This window comes from Sinomonas sp. ASV486 (assembly GCF_030908215.1).
GTDB classification, from domain to species: domain Bacteria; phylum Actinomycetota; class Actinomycetes; order Actinomycetales; family Micrococcaceae; genus Sinomonas; species Sinomonas puerhi.
Genome location: NZ_JAVFJK010000014.1, coordinates 26,197 through 45,744, shown reverse-complemented (window position 1 = coordinate 45,744; position 19,548 = coordinate 26,197). Strand labels below are relative to the sequence as shown.

Annotated in this window: 20 protein-coding genes; 8 read left to right on the top strand and 12 right to left on the bottom strand. The window is 67.8% G+C overall.

The annotated features are described in order from the left end of the window. Positions 1-60 precede the first annotated feature (60 nt). The 4 genes from RBS60_RS17725 to RBS60_RS17710 all read right to left on the bottom strand — a co-directional run bounded on the left by RBS60_RS17725 (position 61) and on the right by RBS60_RS17710 (position 3,054). Entirely contained in the window at positions 61-594 is a 534-nt protein-coding gene (locus RBS60_RS17725) for a hypothetical protein (protein ID WP_307958864.1), read from the bottom strand. 196 nt (positions 595-790) lie between these two features. Further along, a complete protein-coding gene (locus RBS60_RS17720) occupies positions 791-1,687 on the bottom strand; it encodes a hypothetical protein (RefSeq protein ID WP_307958863.1) in 897 nt (298 codons plus the stop codon). Continuing rightward, the gene (locus RBS60_RS17715) at positions 1,684-2,244 is read right to left on the bottom strand and encodes a hypothetical protein (protein ID WP_307958862.1); all 561 of its coding nucleotides are present in this window, start codon (positions 2,242-2,244) and stop codon (positions 1,684-1,686) included. Before RBS60_RS17715 ends, RBS60_RS17720 begins: the two co-directional genes overlap by 4 nt. 261 nt (positions 2,245-2,505) lie before the next feature. After that, on the bottom strand, positions 2,506-3,054 hold the full coding sequence (locus RBS60_RS17710) for a YceI family protein (protein ID WP_307958861.1): 549 nt from the start codon (positions 3,052-3,054) through the stop codon (positions 2,506-2,508). Positions 3,055-3,298: 244 nt separating this feature from the next. Here RBS60_RS17710 and RBS60_RS17705 point away from each other — a divergent pair, with 244 nt between their 5' ends. The 5 genes from RBS60_RS17705 to ccsB are packed head-to-tail and all read left to right on the top strand — an operon-like array spanning position 3,299 to position 8,232. After that, on the top strand, positions 3,299-3,967 hold the full coding sequence (locus RBS60_RS17705; protein WP_307958860.1) for a histidine phosphatase family protein: 669 nt from the start codon (positions 3,299-3,301) through the stop codon (positions 3,965-3,967). Then, a complete protein-coding gene (locus RBS60_RS17700) occupies positions 3,968-4,594 on the top strand; it encodes a redoxin domain-containing protein (protein WP_307958859.1) in 627 nt (208 codons plus the stop codon). Position 4,595: 1 nt separating this feature from the next. Beyond that, positions 4,596-5,345, top strand: a complete 750-nt coding sequence (locus RBS60_RS17695) for a cytochrome c biogenesis protein CcdA (protein WP_307958858.1) — start codon at positions 4,596-4,598, stop codon at positions 5,343-5,345. Further along, entirely contained in the window at positions 5,345-7,096 is a 1,752-nt protein-coding gene (locus RBS60_RS17690) for a cytochrome c biogenesis protein ResB (RefSeq protein WP_374049305.1), read from the top strand. The genes RBS60_RS17695 and RBS60_RS17690 overlap by 1 nt, the downstream gene beginning before the upstream one ends. Next, the gene (gene ccsB / locus RBS60_RS17685; protein WP_307958857.1) at positions 7,096-8,232 is read left to right on the top strand and encodes a c-type cytochrome biogenesis protein CcsB; all 1,137 of its coding nucleotides are present in this window, start codon (positions 7,096-7,098) and stop codon (positions 8,230-8,232) included. The genes RBS60_RS17690 and ccsB overlap by 1 nt, the downstream gene beginning before the upstream one ends. A 132-nt stretch (positions 8,233-8,364) precedes the next feature. Here ccsB and RBS60_RS17680 read toward each other — a convergent pair whose 3' ends face one another. The 3 genes from RBS60_RS17680 to RBS60_RS17670 form a co-directional block, all read right to left on the bottom strand. After that, positions 8,365-8,787 carry a hypothetical protein gene (locus RBS60_RS17680; protein ID WP_307958856.1) on the bottom strand — a complete coding sequence of 141 codons (423 nt, stop codon included), beginning with the start codon at positions 8,785-8,787 and terminating at the stop codon, positions 8,365-8,367. 159 nt (positions 8,788-8,946) lie between these two features. Then, entirely contained in the window at positions 8,947-9,969 is a 1,023-nt protein-coding gene (locus tag RBS60_RS17675; RefSeq protein ID WP_307958855.1) for a carbohydrate ABC transporter permease, read from the bottom strand. Next, complete coding sequence (locus RBS60_RS17670; protein ID WP_307958854.1) at positions 9,959-10,924, bottom strand: sugar ABC transporter permease; 966 nt, start codon at positions 10,922-10,924, stop codon at positions 9,959-9,961. Before RBS60_RS17670 ends, RBS60_RS17675 begins: the two co-directional genes overlap by 11 nt. Before the next feature lie 254 nt (positions 10,925-11,178). Between RBS60_RS17670 and RBS60_RS17665 the strand changes: the two genes are divergently transcribed. After that, entirely contained in the window at positions 11,179-12,492 is a 1,314-nt protein-coding gene (locus RBS60_RS17665) for an extracellular solute-binding protein (protein WP_307958853.1), read from the top strand. 45 nt (positions 12,493-12,537) lie between these two features. Here RBS60_RS17665 and RBS60_RS17660 read toward each other — a convergent pair whose 3' ends face one another. Continuing rightward, on the bottom strand, positions 12,538-12,801 hold the full coding sequence (locus tag RBS60_RS17660; protein WP_307958852.1) for a PLDc N-terminal domain-containing protein: 264 nt from the start codon (positions 12,799-12,801) through the stop codon (positions 12,538-12,540). Positions 12,802-12,826: 25 nt separating this feature from the next. Between RBS60_RS17660 and RBS60_RS17655 the strand changes: the two genes are divergently transcribed. Further along, positions 12,827-13,306, top strand: coding sequence for a DUF4229 domain-containing protein (locus RBS60_RS17655; protein ID WP_307958851.1), 480 nt, complete (start codon positions 12,827-12,829; stop codon positions 13,304-13,306). 129 nt (positions 13,307-13,435) lie between these two features. Here RBS60_RS17655 and RBS60_RS17650 read toward each other — a convergent pair whose 3' ends face one another. The 4 genes from RBS60_RS17650 to RBS60_RS17635 all read right to left on the bottom strand — a co-directional run bounded on the left by RBS60_RS17650 (position 13,436) and on the right by RBS60_RS17635 (position 18,532). Then, a complete protein-coding gene (locus RBS60_RS17650) occupies positions 13,436-15,166 on the bottom strand; it encodes a DUF222 domain-containing protein (RefSeq protein ID WP_307958850.1) in 1,731 nt (576 codons plus the stop codon). A 204-nt stretch (positions 15,167-15,370) separates the two neighbouring features. After that, positions 15,371-16,252, bottom strand: coding sequence for a 1,4-dihydroxy-2-naphthoate polyprenyltransferase (locus tag RBS60_RS17645; protein WP_307958849.1), 882 nt, complete (start codon positions 16,250-16,252; stop codon positions 15,371-15,373). A 57-nt stretch (positions 16,253-16,309) separates the two neighbouring features. Then, complete coding sequence (locus RBS60_RS17640) at positions 16,310-17,518, bottom strand: AMP-binding protein (protein ID WP_307958848.1); 1,209 nt, start codon at positions 17,516-17,518, stop codon at positions 16,310-16,312. Positions 17,519-17,560: 42 nt separating this feature from the next. Further along, positions 17,561-18,532 (bottom strand): 1,4-dihydroxy-2-naphthoyl-CoA synthase, encoded by a 972-nt coding sequence (locus RBS60_RS17635; RefSeq protein WP_307958847.1) that lies wholly within the window; start codon positions 18,530-18,532, stop codon positions 17,561-17,563. Positions 18,533-18,594: 62 nt separating this feature from the next. Here RBS60_RS17635 and RBS60_RS17630 point away from each other — a divergent pair, with 62 nt between their 5' ends. After that, the gene (locus RBS60_RS17630; RefSeq protein WP_307958846.1) at positions 18,595-19,548 is read left to right on the top strand and encodes an L-lactate dehydrogenase; all 954 of its coding nucleotides are present in this window, start codon (positions 18,595-18,597) and stop codon (positions 19,546-19,548) included.

The following is a 19,548-nucleotide window of genomic DNA, read 5'->3' as shown; positions in this document are numbered from 1 at the left end:
GAGGCGACTGCTCGCCGTCGTGCGCGCGAGGGCGCAGGATCCGACCTGCGATGCGGGTCCTCAGCGGAGGTAGCCGCCGCCGAGGGCCGCGGCTCGGCGGGCGGCGACGTACTCGTTCGAGGGGCGCAGCCACGTCAGCACCGTTGCCGCGATGTACAGGATGGCCGAGAGGATGGAAAAGACGTAGACGATCACGGGCGGCACGAACATCACGGCTCTGGGGATCGAGACCATCAGGGCGACGGCAGCGTTGCCGAGGTAGCCCAGGAGTGAGAGTCCCGCGAACACCGTGAGGAGGATGCGTACCCAGTTCATGCCAGCACGGATGCCCAAGGCAATGAGGACGCTGACTGCGATCCCGACGAGTGCCGAGATCCACACGAGAGGCGCGGACGTCGCGTTGAACTGCTCGATGAAGGTCAAGGCCTTGGCCCTGCCCGACGGCGCCGTGGCCTCGAGGATCGCCGCGCGCAGGTACGTGTGCATCCAGTCCAGAGCGGCCGGGATGCCCGCCAGAGGAAGGACCGCGCTGACCACGAGCATCCAGAACGCGAGGGTGATGGTGACGGGCCGGACGATGCCCGTAGTGGGCATTCCGGGGAACATTCCCCCGGGTAGCTGGCTAGGCCACGGGCCCTGGTACGGACCCTGCGGGGGCACGGGGGCATACTGCTGCGGGCTCTGGTTCTGGTACGGGGGGCCCGGCTGATAGGGCGGTGGGGTCGGCTGGCTCATCACACGCTCCGCACTCTCACTTGTCGCACCTCCATTGGCCGTACACCGCGCAGGGTCACTGGCCGTACGGATTGCCGAAGGTGGGTCCCTTCGGGGTGTAGGGGTTGGCGAACTGGTTGTTTGCGTTCAGGAATGCCGTGACGGCTGGCCGGAACATCATCACCATCGAGGCGACCGCGAGCGCCATTGTGAGGAGCGAGAACAGTCCGCCGGCAAAAAACGCCAAGATCGTGAGGCACAGGAATACCGTGCCGAGGACCCTGGCCCACCGGCGGCCCCGGGAGAGGAACACGCCGCACAGGACAAGGACAATGGCGTTGACCACCGCTCCGCTCATCGCCACCCACACGAACGTGCTGATGATCTGGCGGAACTGCTCGAAGGTGATTCCCGCCTGCGCGCCGCCAGCCCGGTTGAACAGATCGCGGAGTGCGCTCGCCGGCAAGTTGAGCTCGGCCATAGTGGCGATGAAGCCAATGACGACCTCGACCGCCGCCGTCACGAAGAGCAGGAGGGACGCTCGGCGCACCGCCGCCTGCTGCGCCTCGGGACCTGGGGCCCCATAGCCCGGCCCTCCGTAGCCGTAGGTGGGCGGCTGGGGGGAGTAGGGCGGCTGCTGTCCATACGGAGGCTGGCCGTACTGAGGTTGGCCGTAAGCCGGGGGCTGCTGTCCGTACTGGGGTTGGCCGTAGTTGGGTTGGCCGTGGGCGGGGGGCTGCTGCTGCCCGTACGGAGGCTGTCCGTACTGGGGCTGGCCGTAGGCGGGGGGCTGCTGCTGCGCATTCGGCTCGAACCCGGGCGCGTACTGTCCGTAGCGGGGGGCAGGACGTCCTGCCGGGGCGCTAGGCTCTTGACGACTGCCCTGCGTGTCCTGTGGCTCGGACGGCCGGTGCGTCGGCGCCCCCTCTTCCGGCTGCTCAGAGCCGTTCGGAGGGACGTCAGGCGTGCTCATGAGGGTCCAATCGTCGAAGGTGGCCCGGTGGGGAGCGCCTCCGCGTCCCCGATGCGTTGATCCCACCCTATCTCCCGCGCAGGGTCTGTGAGCAGTGCCGCTTCGGCTTCGGCGGATCTGCCGCCGAACCACCTGTTCGAGCTGGGGAGCCACAGAAGCGCCGCGGCGACCACCGTGAGCCCGAACCCGTACCAGTAACCGGCAGGAACCCCGCCGAGAACGATCCCGACCACCAGGGCGACCTCTATGGCCGCAAGCGCCGTGAGCTGGAGCCGTGCCCACTCCTTCCGCTGCTTAGCGGCCACCCCCAGAAGGATCTGGGCCGACGCGAACGCGACGGCCACGACGTCGAGCACCATCCGGATGAGCCACATCGGGCCGAGCAGGTGCAGGAAGGCGAAGGAGGTGATGCCCGTGACGATCCCGATGATCACACCGATGAAGCCGCCCACGACCGAGATCCAGTAGGACGACTGCACCTCGGCTGGAACGCCGTCGAGGCTGAAGATTCGCATGATGTCTGGGGGCTCGTGGGCGGACGGGAGGGGTTCGCTCATGGCGCCCACTGTATCGGTGCGGTCTGGTCACCGGTTTGTCATCACCGAGGCTCGCACATGACACGGGGTGGCGGTGAGCGCTGGGCTGTTGATCAAAGTTGTTGATCAAAGTTGATGGTCAAGGTAGCGATTGAAGTTGGCGATTAACGGCGTCCGGCCCCGCAGCCAGATCTTCACTGGCGGCGGGGCCGGATCTCAGCGGGGCCGGATCTCAGCGGGCCCGGCCCGCGTAGGACGCGCTCGTGCGCGCCCTGGCAGGTGTCAGGCCTGCGGTGCGATGAACGCGAGGTCGAGGGAGATGACGACCTTGTCGGAGACCAGCACGCCGCCGGTCTCGAGGACGGCGTTCCACGTGAGGCCGAAGTCCTTGCGGGAGATCGTCGTCTCGCCAGAGACACCCGCGCGGGTGTTGCCGAACGGGTCCACGGCGATGCCGTTGAACTCGGTCTCGATCGTGACGGACTTGGTGACGCCCTTGATCGTGAGATCGCCGGTCAGGTCGTAGTCGTCGCCCTTCGCCTCGAGTGCGGTGGAGGTGAAGGTGATTTCCGGGAACTGCTCGACGTCGAAGAAGTCGGCGCTCTTGACGTGGCCGTCGCGGTTCGCGTCTCCCGAGTCGAAGGACGCGGTCTTGATGGCTGCCGTCGCCTTCGTCTCGTCACGGGTCGCGCCGACCTCGACGGTTGCCGAGGCGTCCGCGAAGCGTCCGCGGACCTTGCTGATGCCCGCGTGGCGGACGGTGAAGCCGATCTCGCTGTGCGAGGGGTCGAGGGTCCAGGTGCCGGTGGTGAGGCCGTGGGGCAGAGTCACGGGATATCTCCTTCTAGAAAGTGATTGAAGCGTCAAGTAACCGCTGATATCTATGAAAACATGCAGATGCATGCACACGCAAGGGCTGTGGCGAGCCTTACACAGGGAACTCTAGGGTGTCCGTGATAGTTCTACTCCCTGTAGAATCGGTTGGCGGTTGCTCCGAGTCGCCTCCATCGGGTCCTCCACCCACACCGTCCACGCGATTTCCCTGCCGCCCGCCATGTTTGAGAAACTGGATGTCATGCCTTCATCAACCGTTCATCTGCTGCGGCACGGCGAGGTGTACAACCCCGCGGGCGTGCTCTACGGCCGGCTCCCGGATTTCCACCTGTCCGAGCTGGGCCGGCAGATGGCGGACTGCCTCGCGGAGCACTTCGCGCGGCGAGCGCACGACGGCGCGCGGATCGTCCTGCTTGCAGCCTCGCCGCTGATCCGTGCCCAGGAGACGGCGGCGCCCACGGCTGCGGCGCTCGGCCTCGAGGTCGGTACCGAGCCGCGCATCATCGAAGCGGAGAACCACTTCGAGGGCCTCAAGGTGACGCCGCGCGAGCTGCTCAAGCCGAAGCACTGGCCGTACATCCTCAATCCGCTGCGGCCCTCATGGGGTGAGCCCTACGAGGCTCAGGCTGCCCGCGTGCTCGCCGCGGCGCGGGACGCGGCACGCACTGCCTACGAGCGCGGGGGAGAGGGCTCTGAGGCGATCCTCGTTGCGCACCAGCTGCCCATCTGGGCCGCCCGGCTCAAGGCCGAGGGCCGCCCGCTCGCCCACGATCCGCGCAAGCGCGAGTGCACCCTGACGTCCCTGACCTCCCTCACGATCGATACCTCGACAGGTTCTGTGGTCTCGCTCCGCTACACCGAGCCAGCCGCCCGGCTCCTTCCGGGCGCGGCCACCACGCCGGGGGCCTGAATGACGGATGCCCTCAATGCCCCCGGAGGCCTGTCCCGCCGTCGGCTCCTGACCGCGGCAGGTGCCCTAGGCGCCGTCGGCATCGCAGCGGCCCTCTCCGGGTGTGCCGCCGATGATCCCCTCGCGCAGCAGGCCCGCGCGGGGGACAACAAGAACTACGTTGCCGGCGACGGCTCGGTCACCGAGTACGCGAAGGACACCCGCAAGCCGCCGGTGGACTTCACGGGAGTGCTGTACGACGGCACGAAGCTCGGTTCCAAGGACCTTGTGGGCCACGTCACTGTGCTGAACTTCTGGTTCGCGGCGTGCGCTCCATGCCGCGTCGAGGCCCCCGAGCTCGAGGCCCTGCACACGGAGTTCAAGCCGCAGGGGATCGTCTTCTACGGCGTCAACCTCCGGGACGAACAGGGCACGGCCGAGGCGTTCGAGCAGAGCTTCAAGCTGACCTACCCGAGCTTCAACGACAAGGACGGCCAGGTCCTCCTGGCCATGTCCGGGATGGTCCCGCCCGGCGCCGTCCCCACCACCCTCGTGCTCGACAAGCAGGGCCGCGTGGCCTCGCGCGTCCTGGGCCAGCTCGAGCGGGGCACCCTCAAGACCCTCATCACCTCCGCGGCGGCCGAGTAGCGTGGGCGGGATCTTCAGCGACACGGTGCTCAACGGCTCGCTCCTGCTCGCGCTGCCCGTGGCGCTGCTCGCGGGCGTCGTCTCGTTCCTGTCCCCGTGCGTCCTGCCGCTCGTGCCCGGCTACCTCGGCTACGTCACGGGCCTGACGGGCGTGGACCTCGCGAAGCAGAGGCGCGGGCGCATGGTTGCGGGGATCCTGCTGTTCATCCTTGGGTTCACGCTCGTGTTCGTGGCGACAGGCGCGGTGTTCGGGGGGGTGGGCCGGTGGCTTGCGATCTCCTCGGGCTGGCTGACGCGGGTGCTCGGCATCGTCGTGGTGCTCATGGGCATCGTCTTCATGGGCGGGCTCGGCATCTTCCAGCGTGAGGCCCGCGTGCACGCCCGCCCGCCGGCGGGCCTGTGGGGCGCGCCGCTGCTGGGCATCACGTTCGGGCTCGGCTGGGTCCCGTGCATCGGCCCGACCCTCGCTGCCGTGCAGGTGCTCGCCTTCTCGGACGGGCCGACGGCGTACAAGGGCGCCCTCCTGACGTTCGTCTACTGCCTGGGCCTCGGCGTGCCGTTCCTGCTCATCGCGCTGGGCATCCGCCGGGGCCTCGGAGCGCTGGCGTTCTTCAAGAAGCACCGCCGGGCCCTCCAGGTCTCCGGCGGCGGGCTGCTGATCCTCGTCGGAGTCCTCATGGTCTCCGGCGTGTGGAGCTATTGGATCAGCCAAGTGCAGATTTGGATCGGAACTGTGGAGCTGCCTGTCTGATGACCGATACCAAGACTGAGAACCAGAACGGGCACGAGGCCCCGAAGTCTGCCAAGCCTTCGAAGCAGTCGAAGGCGTCGAAAGCGGCAGGCAACAGGGGCAAGCAGGCCAAGCGCACCGACGTCGCGCTGCCCACCCTTGGCGTGCTCGGGATGCTGCGCTGGGCATGGACCCAGCTCACGAGCATGAAGACCGCGCTCTTCCTGCTTCTCCTGCTCGCCGTCGCAGCCGTTCCGGGCTCCCTGTTCCCGCAGCGGCCCGCGAACCCCGCGATCGTGACGCAGTACCTCAAGGACCACGCCGACTACGGCCCGATCCTGGACAAGCTCCAGATGTTCGACGTCTATTCGTCGGCCTGGTTCTCCGCCGTGTACCTGCTGCTCTTCATCTCGCTCATCGGCTGCGTGGTTCCGCGTGCGATCGCGCACTGGAAGTCGTGGCGTTCCAAGCCCCCGCGCACCCCGGCACGCCTCTCGCGGCTGCCCGTGTACGGAACCCTCGTGGTGTCCGCGGAAGCCGGCCTGACGGCGTCGGACGCCGCTGTGCAGGCCGCCGCCCTCCTGAAGAAGCGCGGCTACCGTGTGGACCTGCGGTCCGCGGGCGACCTTCCCTCCGTGGGGGCCGAGAAGGGCTACCTCAAGGAGCTCGGCAACCTGTGCTTCCACTCGGGCCTCGTTGGCGTGCTCGTGTCCGTGGCGGTCGGCGGGCTGTTCGGCTACAGCGGGCAGCGCACGCTCGTCGAGGGCGAGACCTTCGTCAACACCCTCGTGGGCTACGACACGTTCAACCCTGGCTCGAACTTCCAGTCGGGCTGGCTGGCCCCGTACTCGTTCCGACTCGACAAGTTCGATGTCCGCTATGACAGGGAGTCCGTCAAGCAGTTCGGACAGCCGCTCGACTTCACTGCGCACGTGACCACAAAGGACTCCCCGGACGCTCCCGAGAAGCAGGAGGATGTCAAGGTCAACGACCCGCTCTCGATCGGCGGCACCAACGTGTACCTGGTCGGCAACGGCTATGCGCCGGTCGTCACGGTGCGGGGTGGCGACGGGAAGATCGCCTTCCAGGGGCCGGTGCCCGCGATCCCCACCGACGCGGTCTACACGTCGACGATCGTCATCAAGGCCCCGGACGCGAAGCCGGGCCAGCTCGGATTCGTCGGCTTCTTCCTCCCCACCGCGGAGAAGGGTGCGAACAACGTCGCGTTCAGCGCCGACCCTGACCCGCTCAACGCCCAGCTGAACCTCAACTCGTACATCGGCAACCTCGGACTCGACAAGGGCACCCCCCAGAACGTCTACGCGCTCGACGTCGCCAAGCTCACCCAGGTCAACGGCCGCGACAAGCCCGCGGGCGGCATCGTCCTCGGTGCGGGGCAGTCCTACACCCTGCCGGACGGCCAAGGATCGATCAGCTTCGACGGACTCAAGCGGTACGTCGCGCTGGACGTCCACCACAACCCCGGTCAGGAATGGGCGCTCGGCTTCGCCCTCTTCTCCTTGGCCGGACTCATTGCCTCGCTGTTCCTGACGCGCCGCCGCCTCTGGGTCCGCGCGGGGAACCACGAGGATGGGCGCACCATGGTCGAGTATGGGCTGATCACCCGCGGCGAAGACCACGGCGGTCTCGGCGCCGAGGGGAAGTCCGTGCGGGCCGCCCTCGCCATGGCGTGGGGGGTACCCGACGATGGACCGAACGAGCAGACTAAGAACCCTCAGAACGCAATAGACAGCACTCAGAAGGACGCCTGATGCCCACCATCAATTTCACGCTCGGCGCGTACAGCGAGCTGTTCATGCTGCTTGCCGCAGGCACCTACGTGGTCGCGTTCCTCGCCTTCGCGTGGGACATGGCCACCAGCGGCAAGGTCGCCCAGCGCGACGCAGCCCTGTTGGCCGGGCAGAAGGCCCTGGTTACGCAGGCCGAGACGGCGGCGAAGAGGCCGGCGCTGGCTGGCGTAGGGTCCGCTGCGGGCGGTGGCGCAGGAGGTGGCACAGGCGGTGATGCCAGTGACGGCGCTGCTGGCGGCGCGCCGTCGTCCTCGGTGAAGAATTCCGGTTCCCCGAACGGCGGGGTTGCCCCTGTCGAGGTGGCCGACGCCGACCTGAAGTACCGCTCGCGGCGCAAGGCCGCCCGCGTGGGCGTCTCGTTGAGCATCTTGGGCCTCGTGATCCACGCCGCGGGCGTCGTCACCCGTGGGATCGCCGCTGGCCGCGTCCCGTGGGGCAACATGTACGAGTTCTGCACGACCGGTGCCCTCCTCGTGGTTGCCGTCTTCCTCTTGGTCCTCATCCGCCGCGACCTGCGATTCCTCGGCACGTTCGTGCTCGGCCTCGCGGTGGTCATGATGGTGGCCGCGGCCGTCGCCTTCTACATCCCGGTGGGGCACCTCGTCCCGGCACTGCAGAGCTACTGGCTCGTGATCCACGTGTCCATCGCCGTGATGTCCTCGGCGCTGTTCACCCTCACGTTCTCGATGGCCGTTCTCCAGCTGATCCAGAGCCGCCGTGAGGCGAAGATCGCCGCAGGCGGGCTCGACACCGGCGGATTCATGCGGCTCGTTCCCGGCTCCATGACGCTTGAGGCCCTCTCCTATCGGATCAACACGATCGCGTTCGTCGGGTGGACCCTCACCGTGATGTTCGGCGCCATCTGGGCCGAGAAGGCCTGGGGCCGTTTCTGGGGCTGGGACACGAAGGAAGTCTGGAGCTTCGTGATCTGGGTGGTCTACGCGGCCTACCTGCACGCTCGGGCCACCCGCGGCTGGACCGGCGCGCGTGCCGCGTGGCTCTCGATCGTCGGCTACCTGTGCGTGCTCTTCAACTTCACAATCGTCAACGTGTACTTCTCGGGCCTCCACTCCTACGGGGGCGTCAGCGCGGGCTGACACCCTCTTGCTGGCCGCCGCCTCCCGAGAGCCACTGCCGGAAGCTGGGCGCCCCGATGCACGAGAAAGGCCCGGTCCCACCACGGGACCGGGCCTTTCTCGTGAACGTCGAGATGTGTGTTGTGCTGGGTGCTACGACGGCATGGCCAGATCCTCCGGGAGTTCGACTCCCTGGTCCTTGGCGAACTGAGGCATGTTCGGCATCATGACGGCCGCCTGCCACTTCGCATCCTCGCTGGAGGTGAAAGCCACGTATTCTCCTCCCGCGAACGAGAGTGGGGTGTGGCCTGGCTCGATGACGAATGCGTCTCCGGCCTCGTAGATCTCCTCGGTTCCGTCCGCCTTCCGGACACCGAACTTCCCCTTGATGACGTAACCGAGGTGAGACGCTTGGCACAGGTTGTTCGGCGCTCCCTTGAAGAGCCGCGCCAGATCGAGGTCCTTGTCGTCGGCCGCCAGCGAGACGTTCCAGCCGTTGATGTCTTCTCCGTGGGATTCTGTGAGACCGGGGACGACCAAGTGCGACGACGCACTTGATTTTGATACCTTCGGCATCTCTCTTCTCCTTCCAGATAGTAGACCGCGTGCCTTTGGCCGGGCTTCGTCGGTCACTACCCATGGTCGGGAGGACAGCATGGTGACCACAGTGCCGAACGTCCTGCCGGGACTCCCTCCTTGTTGCCCTCTGCGTGTTGCCGTCTACGTGTTGCCCGTCTACTTGATGCCGGTGGTTGCGATGCCCTTGACGAGGAACTTCTGGCCGATGAGGAAGGCGATGAAGACGGGCAGGAGGGAAACGACCGACATGGCGAACATCGAGCCCCAGTCGGTGCTGGACTGGGCATCGACGAAGGCGCGAAGCGCCACGGGGACGGTGAAGACGTCCGGGGAGGTGAGGTAGATCAGCTGGCTGAAGAAGTCGCTCCAAGTCCAGATGAACGTGAAGATCGTTGTGGTGGCCAGCGCAGGGGTCATGAGGGGAAGGATCACGCGCAGGAAGATACGGGGGTGGCCCGCGCCGTCGATTCTGGCAGCCTCGTCGAGCTCGCGGGGGATGCCGCGGATGAACTGGACCATCAGGAAGACGAAGAACGCGTCGGTGGCCAGGAGCTTGGGCACGATGAGCGGCCAGAACGTATTGATCCAGCCGATCTGCGAGAACAGGATGTACTGCGGCACTATGATCACGTGGATGGGCAGCATGATCGTGATGAGCATCGCCGCGAACATCCACTTCTTGCCCGAGAAGTCCAGCCGCGCGAAGGCGTAGGCGGCCATCGAGCACGAGACGAGATTGCCGATGATCGCGCCAAGGACGACGATCGTGGAGTTGAGCAGGTAGGTCCCGAAGGGGGAGCTGAGGGCGTTCCAGCCGTTGGCGTAGTTCTCGGGGTGCGCCTCGGCCAGCCACAGGCCAGGGGCGCGGAAGACGTCGTCGCTCGGGCGGAACGAGGAGACGAGCATCCACAGCAGCGGGTAGATCATCACGATCGCTGCCGCGATCAGCACCACGTGTTTCAGGAGGCTCTTGACCCGTTGGCGCGGGCTGAGGGCCAGGTCTCCTCGGGGAAGCCGGCGCCTGCGGGCTGGCGGGGCGTCGCCGTTGCTGCCCTGGCCCGCGTCGTTGCTGGGCGGGACGGGGCGCACGACGGCGCGTGGGGCGCCCGGCGCGGCGCCCGTGCGGTGCGCTGTGGCGGCGCTCGGGACGTTGCTGTGAGGGGCTGCTTCAGTCGTCATAGAACACCCAGAATTTCGATGCGTAGAAGTTGATTGCAGTGAAGGCTCCGACGATGATCACCAGGACCCAGGCCATGGCGGAGGCGTAGCCCATGTCGAACTGGCCGAAGCCGCGCTGGTACAGGTAGAGCGTGAAGAACATCGTCGAGTCGCTCGGGCCGCCGGTGCCCCCGGAGACGATGAAGGCCTGCGTGAACGACTGGAAAGCGCCGATGATCTGCAGGACGAGGTTGAAGAAGATGATCGGGCTCAGCAGCGGCAGGGTGATCTTGAGGAAGCGGGTGATCCGGCCGGCACCGTCGACGGCGGCCGCTTCGTAGTACATCGTGGGGATCTGCCGCAGCCCCGCGAGGAAGATGATCATGGGGGAGCCGAAAGTCCAGACGTGGAGCAGGATGATGCTGCCCAGCGCGGTGCTCGGATCGGAGATCCAGCCCGGGCCGTGGATACCGAAGACGGCCAGGAGCTGGTTGACGAGGCCGGAGGTGCCGAACATCTGCTTCCACAGGATGGCCACCGCCACGGACGAGCCGAGCAGGGAGGGCAGGTAGAACACCGAGCGGTAGAAGGCGAGCCCCTTGAGGCCCTTGTCCAAGGCGAGGGCCACAATGAGCGCGAGGCCGAGCTGGAGCGGGACGCCGACGATGACGTACGTGAGGGTCACGCCGAGGGAGTTCCAGAACCGCTCGTCGCCGAACATGCGGGTGAAGTTGTCCAGCCCGATCCAGTTCGGGTCCTGGATGAGGTTGTAGTCCGTGAAGGAAAGATAGAGCGAGACGAGCATCGGGCCGACCGTGATGGCTATCAGGCCCACGATCCACGGTGCGAGGAAGATGAAGGCGGCCCTGTTGTCCTTGGGCCGGGTGGCCTTGGGCCGGTGTCCGTTGGGAGCGCCCTTGGTGGGGCGTGCCGCGGAGCTCTTGCCGAGGTTTCCGAGCTCGGCGAGGGCGCTCATGGTATGAACCGATTCATAGCAGGAGCGCCGGGCTGGAGCGCTGGTGTCGCATGCGGGTTGGACACGGTGTGACCTCCTCTGGTCGGAATGCGCTTTCACGCAAGATAGTTCCGGTCTAGCTGGGGAGTCAAGGCCTTGCCATTACAGGTGGAATGCGTTTTCCTTAGTCCTTGACGACGGGTGTGACCTTGGGCATACTCAGTAAATCAGAAACCGATTTCTCGGACAACCATCCACTTCACCTTGGAGAGACGATGACGACTCTGACGCGACGCACAGCACTCAAGCTCTTCGCCGGCACGGCGGCTGTGGGTCTCCTCGCTGGTTGCGGCACTGGCGGCGGCAAGAACGCCGACGGATCCGTGACTCTCCGCTTCACGTGGTGGGGCAACGACGTGCGCAACAAGCAGACGCAACAAGTCATCGACGCGTTCCAGGCAGCCCACCCCAATATCAAGATCCAGGCGGAGCCCGGCGTCTGGTCAGGCTATTGGGACAAGCTCGCAACCCAGACGGCTGCCAATGATGCCCCGGACGTCATCCAGATGGATCTGGCCTATATCGCGGAGTACGGCGGGCGGGGGGCGCTCCTCGACCTCACGAAGCAGAAGGAACTCGACACATCGTCCTTCGATGCGAACACGCTCGCGGCCGGCCAATACGGGGGCAAGCTCTACGGGGTCAGCACCGGCCAGAACGCGCTCGCGATCTTCGCCAACGTCAAGGTCTTCCAAGCGGCAGGGGTCCCGCTCCCAAACGACGCCACATGGACTTGGGACGGCTACCTCGCCACCGCGAAGGCCCTTGGCGCTGGGGCCTCGCAGGGCGGGGCAACCAACTATGGCGCCTCGTACGGCATCACGGACCAGAATCTGAGCATGTGGCTGCGGCAGCGTGGGGAGTCCCTTTACACGAACGACGGCCAGACTGGCTTCACGGTGGACGGCGTCGCCTCCTTCATGGCCTTCCAGAAGAAGTTGCTCGATGCCAAGGCGGCCCCGCCGGCTAGCGTCGCGCAGGAGGATATCGGCGCTGCTGTCGAGCAGACGCTCGCGGCGACCAACAAGACAGGCATGTCGTTCTGGTGGACCAACCAGCTAGGGGCCCTCACCAAGGCCACGGGCAGCGACATCAAGCTTCTCCGCGTCCCGAGTCAGGACGGCAGTTCGAAGGATAACGGGCTGTTCTACAAGCCCTCGATGTACTGGTCGGCATCGTCACGCTCGAAGCACCCGGCAGAGGCTGCAACGTTCATCGACTATCTCGTCAACAGCACGGACGTGGCCAAGGTGATCACCACTGAGCGGGGATTCTCGACGTCGCAGAAGGTGCAGGACGCGATCAAACCGCTCCTCACCCCGACGGATAAGACGGCGCTCGGATTCCTTACTGCGATCAAGCCCGAGGTAGGGTCGGCGCCGGCCGTTCCGCCGGTGGGCACGAGCAAGGTCGCCGACGCCCTGGGCCGCCGCGTGACGGACGTGCTCTTCGGCCGGGCGGACGCTCAGGCCTCGGCAGCGGCGTTCAAGAATGACGCCGACATGCTCATCAAGAACGCCAAGAAGTAGCGGCCCAGCGGCCTGGAACCCGCGGTCGTCGAGGACTGCGGCGGTTCAGAGGCCGCGCAGGAAGTCAGGGTCGTCGTCTGGTGCCACCGGACGACGACCCTTGTCGCTCCCGGTGCGTGGCGGCGTCGTGCCGCGCGGACGGCCGTAGATGAACCAGAGCGCGGTGCCGACGGCGGGCAGCACAGCGATGAGGAACCAGACTGTCTTCGAGATCCCGCCGCGGACACCGTTCCGGTCGCTCAGGGCGCAGTCGACCATGCCATACAGCCAGGCGACTAGAACGATGAGCCAGGGAAGAACGCGGACCATAGGGCCATTTTAGTAAACTCGTCCAGTGGCATCACTCAAGTACTTCCTGATCCGTACCGTCCTGTTTGTTGTTCCGTTCGCAGTCTTCATGGTGATCGGGATCGGCGCCATCCTCTCGGCGATCTTCGCTGTCATCTTCGCGTTCGCGGTTAACTTCCTGTTTCTGAACCGTCAGCGCAACGCCGCGGCGGGCGAGGTGCGGGATGTGTTCAGTGGCCGCAAGGAGGTCCGCACCAAGCAGGAGCTGAAGGACGCCGAGGTTGAGGACGCCCTCGACGACGCCCAGCGTGGTCAGGCGGGCGACGCTCAGGGACCCATGGATGCGAGCGCAGGCAGCACTTCGGGTGAGCGCACTGCTTCGGGTGAGCGCACTGCTGCTTCGGCAGAGCGGATTGTTGCTTCGGGTGAGCGCACTGCCAATGGCGCCGACGGTGGGGAGTCGGTCGAGGGGCACGTTAGCGGCGAGCCCAACGATGCCGACCCGGGATCGTCGCCCAAACTGTGAGTTGGAGCGCCGACGGTAGGGAGTCGGTCGAGGGGCCCGTTGCCGGGGTGCCCAACGATGCCCACCCGGGGTCGTCGCCCAAGCGGTGAGTTGGAGCGCAGACCCGTCTGTGAGCCCGGCAACCGTGATCTAGAAGGGCGGCGGCGGGTCTCCCTCGGGGTAGGTGATGTATCGGCGCCCCGTGGGAGAGATCCATTCGATGGTCCCGGGCGGTGGTGCGGGTGGGCGGGATGGCGCCCCTCTGGAGTCGGCGCCTTCGGGTTCCGTGGCGTGGGAGTCTGCCGCGCGGGCACTGCGTCCCCGCGTGTCCGCGATGCTGTGGGGTTGAGCCGCGGACTCGTCGGTGCGTGCAAACCGTTCCGCCGCCGCGGCGTCTTGGGGCCGCCCTATCTGGCGCGCCGACCAATATCCCTCGCTCTTCAGCCGATGGTGTTCGGGGCAGAGGAGCGCCAGATTGTCAGTGCTCGTCTCGCCGCCGCTGGCCCATGACGTGGTGTGGTCTGCCTCCGTCGCAGAAGCCGGCTTGTCGCAGCCAGGAAACCGGCACACCATGTCCCTCACCCCGAGCTGTCTGCGCATTGCGGCAGTCGGAGTGTAACGAGTGCGGCCGATAGCAAGCGGGGCGCCTGTTCCAGGGTCGACCCACATGCGGGTCCATGTGGCGGCCTGCGAGGCCAGGAGTCGTGCGGCATCGGGGTCGATGGGCCCGTATCCGAGGATCTCGGTGGCCGCGTTGCAGGTGCCCGCAAGCGTTCCGGCTGGAATCGTGGCGATGATCTGGGCGCGAAATCCTCCTAGGGATCCCTCTCCTGCCAGGGTGGCCTCGCCGAGGAGATCCGTGAACACATCGGCCCTCAGCTGAGGGAGTGTGCGGCCTTCGGTGGGCCCCTTCAGCGAGCGGGCGAGGCTCTCAAGGCGCGAATCGATGGCCGCCGCGTCCTCAAGCGGCAGGTACGCCGTCAGCCAGCACATTGCGTCTCCGGCTGGCTCCACGTCAACGCGACGGTGCTCACGTGCCTTCGCCTTGCGGGCGGCCAGTGGTTCGGCGGAGTGCTTCTCGGCCAGACGCCGCAGGCGCCGGCCCAGTGCTCCGGGGCTCGGGATCCTGTCTGGGTCCGCGGTGCCATGCGAATCGGTCGGCGCCGCAACATCGACTGCCTCGGCGACGAACGCACCCAGGTTCGCGCTCGGGATCGGAATCGCTGCGTCCAGGATGGTCCGCACGCGCCGCTGGGGCAGGCGTCCAGCGCTCATCGCGGCGACGAGCGGCGCCCAAGACGGCCGGGAGAGCTCGAGCGCCTCGCTGACCATGCCCTTGGCGGTACGGGCGGAGATCTTGAGGGCAGCGGACACCTCGGAGGCCGCGATCGACGGCGCTTCAATGCGTCGGAACGGGTCGTCGCGCCATCCACCCACGGCCCGCACGAGGGCGGCCAGGGCCATCGTCCGCTCGGCGGCCCGTGAGGCATCCTCCCTGTCCAGCCGCTCGAGTCGGGCAACCAGCAGCCCAGCGGCCTCGGCTTCCACTTCGGCCACGATGGCGGCGGGGGAGGGGAGCTCGCCGTCGATGAACAGGTCGCCAGCCAGGGCATCGGGGGCGGCGACCGCCGCGGCGCGGAGGTCGGCGGCGATGATGGCCAGAAGCTCGTCGTCCGGACGCGGAGACCTGACGGGGCGCGTCGAAGGATCGTCGCTGAGCTCCCACGCCTTGACCATCCACGGCTCGGGTTCAACGGGTCCGCCCGCGGCAGCGACGTCCTCCTCGGCCTGGAGGACATCGTCCAGTTCGCGCGCTAGCCACCAGGGGAGTGCTTTCCCCGACCCCGTGGATCCATCGTCGAACGCGCGTTCGATGCTCATGAAACAACCCTAGTAGAGGGTTCCGACATTTCTCGCGCAGCTCGGGGCGAGGACCTCAGTCTCCGCCGAGCCACCCAGCCGCGAGCGCCAAACGCCCGGCGCCAACAGGGCCCGAGAAGGGTGACCCGCCCGAGAAGGGCGACACTCCCGCGACGGGTGACCCTCCCGCGATAGGTGGGGCGCGCCGTCGTGCGACAGCTAGTGCTAGAGCAGCACCCTGAGCACGATCGCAATCGTGAACAGCGAGGCGTAGCCGAGGTTGATGAAACCGGTCTGCTGGAGCACCGGGATGAGCCCGGGACCCTTCTTCCCGCCGAGCATGATCCAGGACGGTGTGACGCATGCCGGGACGAGCAGCAGGACTATGAGCATCCACGGGTTCCACGGCACTAGCACGAGCGGGCCGAGGACGGCGACCCCGAGCATCAGGAGGTAGGCCCGCCTCGCGCGGGCGTCCCCGAGCCGGACCGCGAGCGTCCGCTTGCCGGACGCGCGGTCCGTGGGGATGTCGCGGACATTGTTGGCCATGAGGAGCGCGTCCGCGATGAGCCCGGTCCCGATCGCTCCGACCCACGCCGCGGGGCTCAGGGTGCCCGCCTGCGTGAACGTGGTGCCGAGCGTGGCCACGAGGCCGAAGAAGATGAACACGAAAACGTCGCCGAGGCCCATGTAGCCGTACGGGTGCTTGCCGCCTGTATAGCCCCAGGCCGCGGCCACGGAGCCGGCCCCCACGAGAAGCAGCCACCACGCCTGGGAGAGCACCACGAGGAACAGGCCGAACAGCATGGCGACGCCGAACGCCAGGAACGCTGCGCGCTTGACCGCGGCCGGCTCGGCGGCCTTCGACCCCGTGAGCCTGAAGGGGCCCACACGGTCATCGTCGGTGCCGCGGATGCCGTCCGAATAGTCGTTCGCGTAGTTCACGCCCACCTGCAGCGCGAGCGCTACGAGCGCCGCGAGAAGGGCGTTCACGGGCTTGAACGCCCCGAGTCCGAACGCGGCAGCGCTGCCGATGACGACGGGCGCGACGGCCATCGGCAGGGTGCGCGGCCGCGAGCCGGAGATCCATTGGGCGGTTGTGGCCACGTGGTTGTTCCTCTGGAGCTAGCTAGGTGGGTAGGTGGTTGGGCGTTCCGGGGCGGCTTACGTGCCAGCGTGTCGGGCCCGCAGGAGGTCGGTGATCGCCCTCCGGTCGGGCTTGCCGTTGGGCAGATGGGGGAGGGCCTCGAGGACAAGCCAGGTCTTCGGGGCGAGCCTGCCGAGGCGCACGACGGCGGCCTCCCGCACTGCGGTGAAGGTCGCCTCGGGCTGGCCTGCTTCGGGCGCGCCCGGCGGCGTGAGGACCACGGCCGCCGCGAGCGCCTGCCCCCATTCGGGGTCCTCGACGCCGGCCACGAACGACTCACGCACGCCGGGGAGCGACTCGAGCTCGGCGGCCACCCGCGCGGCGGAGGCCTTCACGCCGCCCGTGATCACTACATCGTCCGCGCGGCCCAGGATCCGCAGTCGGCCGTCCGGGGCGATCTCGCCCACATCCGAGCTCACATACCAGCGCTGCCCATCCTCGTCGGTGCGGAAGTGCTCGGCCGTGCGCTCTGGGTCGCCCACGTATCCGGCCGCGACCACCTCGCCGCCGAGCCACACCCGGCCGTCCACGAGCTCGACCTCGACGCCCTCGAGCGGCTCGCCGTCGTACACGCACCCGCCGCAGGTCTCGGCCGAGCCGTATGTGGTGACGACCCGAACACCGGCCGCCCGCGCGCGGTCCAGGAGCCCGGGCGGGATGGGCGCCCCGCCGAGCAGGATCGCCATGAACCGCGCGAGCGCGATCTGCACGCGCGGGGAGTCGTCGTCGACGAGGCGGCGCAGCTGGGTCGGGACGAGCGACGTGAACCGGACCGGGTCCGTGAGCTGCTCTGCGGCGTCCGCGAACGCTTCCGGAGTGAACCCCCCGGAGAGGTCCATGGCCCACGGCCGCGTGCCCGCGAACAGCGACCGGACGAGCACCTGCACGCCCGCGACGTACTCGAGCGGGAGCGCGAGGAGCCACTGGCCCTCGCCCTTCAGCGCCATCGCGGTGGCCATCGAGGACGCCGCGAGCGCGTCGACGGTGAGCGCTGTGGCCTTCGGGGCCCCCGTCGACCCCGACGTGCGCACCACTACTGCCGTCCCCTCGGGGAGTGCCGCGGCGCTTTCCGATCGGCGCCACAGCCGCCACGCGCCGTCGTGCGCCTGGGCCCGGAGGTCCCGCGGGCGGCCGCTGTTCTCGCCCCCGGCGGGGCCGAACTCGACGGCCGGGCCCTCGCCCGCGAGTGCGGCGGCGAGTGCCTTGAGCACTGGATCCAGGTTCACGGTGCGCCTCTCGTTGCGGGGTCACGTCTTGGGCTTGCGGGGTCAGAAGTAGTACGGGAACGGGCTCCAGTCAGGATCCCGCTTCTGGAGGAACGCGTCGCGGCCCTCGACGGCCTCGTCCGTCATGTAGGCAAGCCGGGTCGCCTCGCCAGCGAACACCTGCTGGCCCGCGAGGCCGTCGTCGGCGAGGTTGAACGCGAACTTGAGCATGCGGATGGCCTGCGGCGACTGGCGCGCGATGTCCGCCGCGTACTCGAGCGCGACCTCCTCCAGGCGGGCGTGGTCCACGGCCTCGTTGACTGCGCCCATCGCGACCATGTCCTCGGCCGAGTACTCCCTGGCGAGGAAGAAGATGGCACGCGCGTTCTTCTGCCCGATCTGGCGGGCCAGGAGCGCGGAGCCGTAGCCGGCGTCGAACGAGCCGACAGTCGCGTCCGTCTGCTTGAATCGTCCGTGCTCACGGCTCGCGATGGTCAGGTCCGAGACGACGTGCAGCGAGTGCCCGCCGCCCGCTGCCCACCCGTTCACGACGGCGATGACCACCTTGGGCATGGTCCGCATGAGCCGCTGCACCTCGAGGATGTGGAGCCGGCCCGCGCGCGCGGGGTCAATGGTCTCGGCGGTCGCACCCGAGGCGTACTTGTAGCCCTCACGGCCGCGGATCCGCTGGTCGCCGCCCGAGCAGAACGCGTGGCCGCCGTCCTTGGGGGACGGGCCGTTGCCTGTCAGCAGCACGGTTGCGACGTCCGGTGTCATGCGGGCGTGGTCCATCGCGCGGTAGAGCTCATCGACCGTGCCGGGACGGAACGCATTGCGCACCTCGGGTCGGTTGAAGGCGATCCGCACCGTGGGCAGGTCGCGCACGACGGCGCCGCGCTCGTCCCGCTCGACCTGCCGGTGGTATGTGAGGTCTTCGAAGTCGAAGCCCTCGACGACGCGCCAGCGTGTGGGGTCGAACGTGTCGGAGACATTCTCGGGCAGGACGGGGGGCTCGGTCGGGGCAGAGGGGGTCACGTGAGAAGAGTCTAGTCGGGGGTGGTTGAGGCGAGTCGACTCCCGGGCGCTACGCTGTCCCCATGGCAGCTCAGACGGGCAAGCTCGTGGTGGTCGGCGCTGGCGCAGTGGGGAGCTCGGCCGCCTATGCGGCGCTCATCCGAGCCTCCGCGCGCGAGGTGGTTCTGTACGACATCGACGCGTCCAAAGTCGAGGCCGAGGTACTGGACCTCGCCCACGGCACCCAGTTCACCGGGGCCTCGAGCATCACGGGAGGAACCGACGTTGCGCTCACAGCGGGTGCCGACGTCGTCGTGATCACGGCCGGCGCCAAGCAGAAGCCGGGCCAGACGCGCCTCGAGCTCGCGGGCACCAACGCGCGCATCCTCGAAGGCCTCCTGCCGCGGCTCCTCGAGCAGTCCCCGGATGCTGTATATGTCCTCGTCACCAACCCGTGCGACGTGCTCACGGTGATCGCGCAGCGCATCACGGCGCTGCCCGCGGGCCGCGTCTTCGCCTCCGGAACCGTGCTGGACACCTCGCGGCTGCGGTGGCTCCTGGGCGAGCACGTCGGGGTGTCCCGCTCGAGCGTGCACGCCTACATTGTGGGCGAGCACGGCGACACCGAGTTCCCGCTGTGGACGTGCGCGACGATCGGCGGCGTTCCGCTGCAGGACTGGGTCGACGCGGATGGTTCGAGGGCCTTCACCCCCGAGTCCCTCGAGGCTCTTGCCCACGAGGTCCGCACCGCCGCCTACCGCGTGATCGAGGGCAAGGGCGCCACGAACTACGCGATCGGGCTCTCGACTGCGCGTATCGTCGAGGCGGTGCTCGGGCGCGAGGACGCCGTGCTGCCCGTCTCGACCGTCCTGTCGGGGCAGTACGGAATCGACGGCGTCGCGCTGAGCCTGCCGTCTGTGGTGGGGGCCGGCGGCGTGCGCCGCGTCCTCGAGGTTCCGATGGACGACGGCGAGCTGGCGCGGCTCGCGCGGTCGGCCGATGCGCTGCGGGCCTCGGTTCAGTCGCTGGGGTACTGA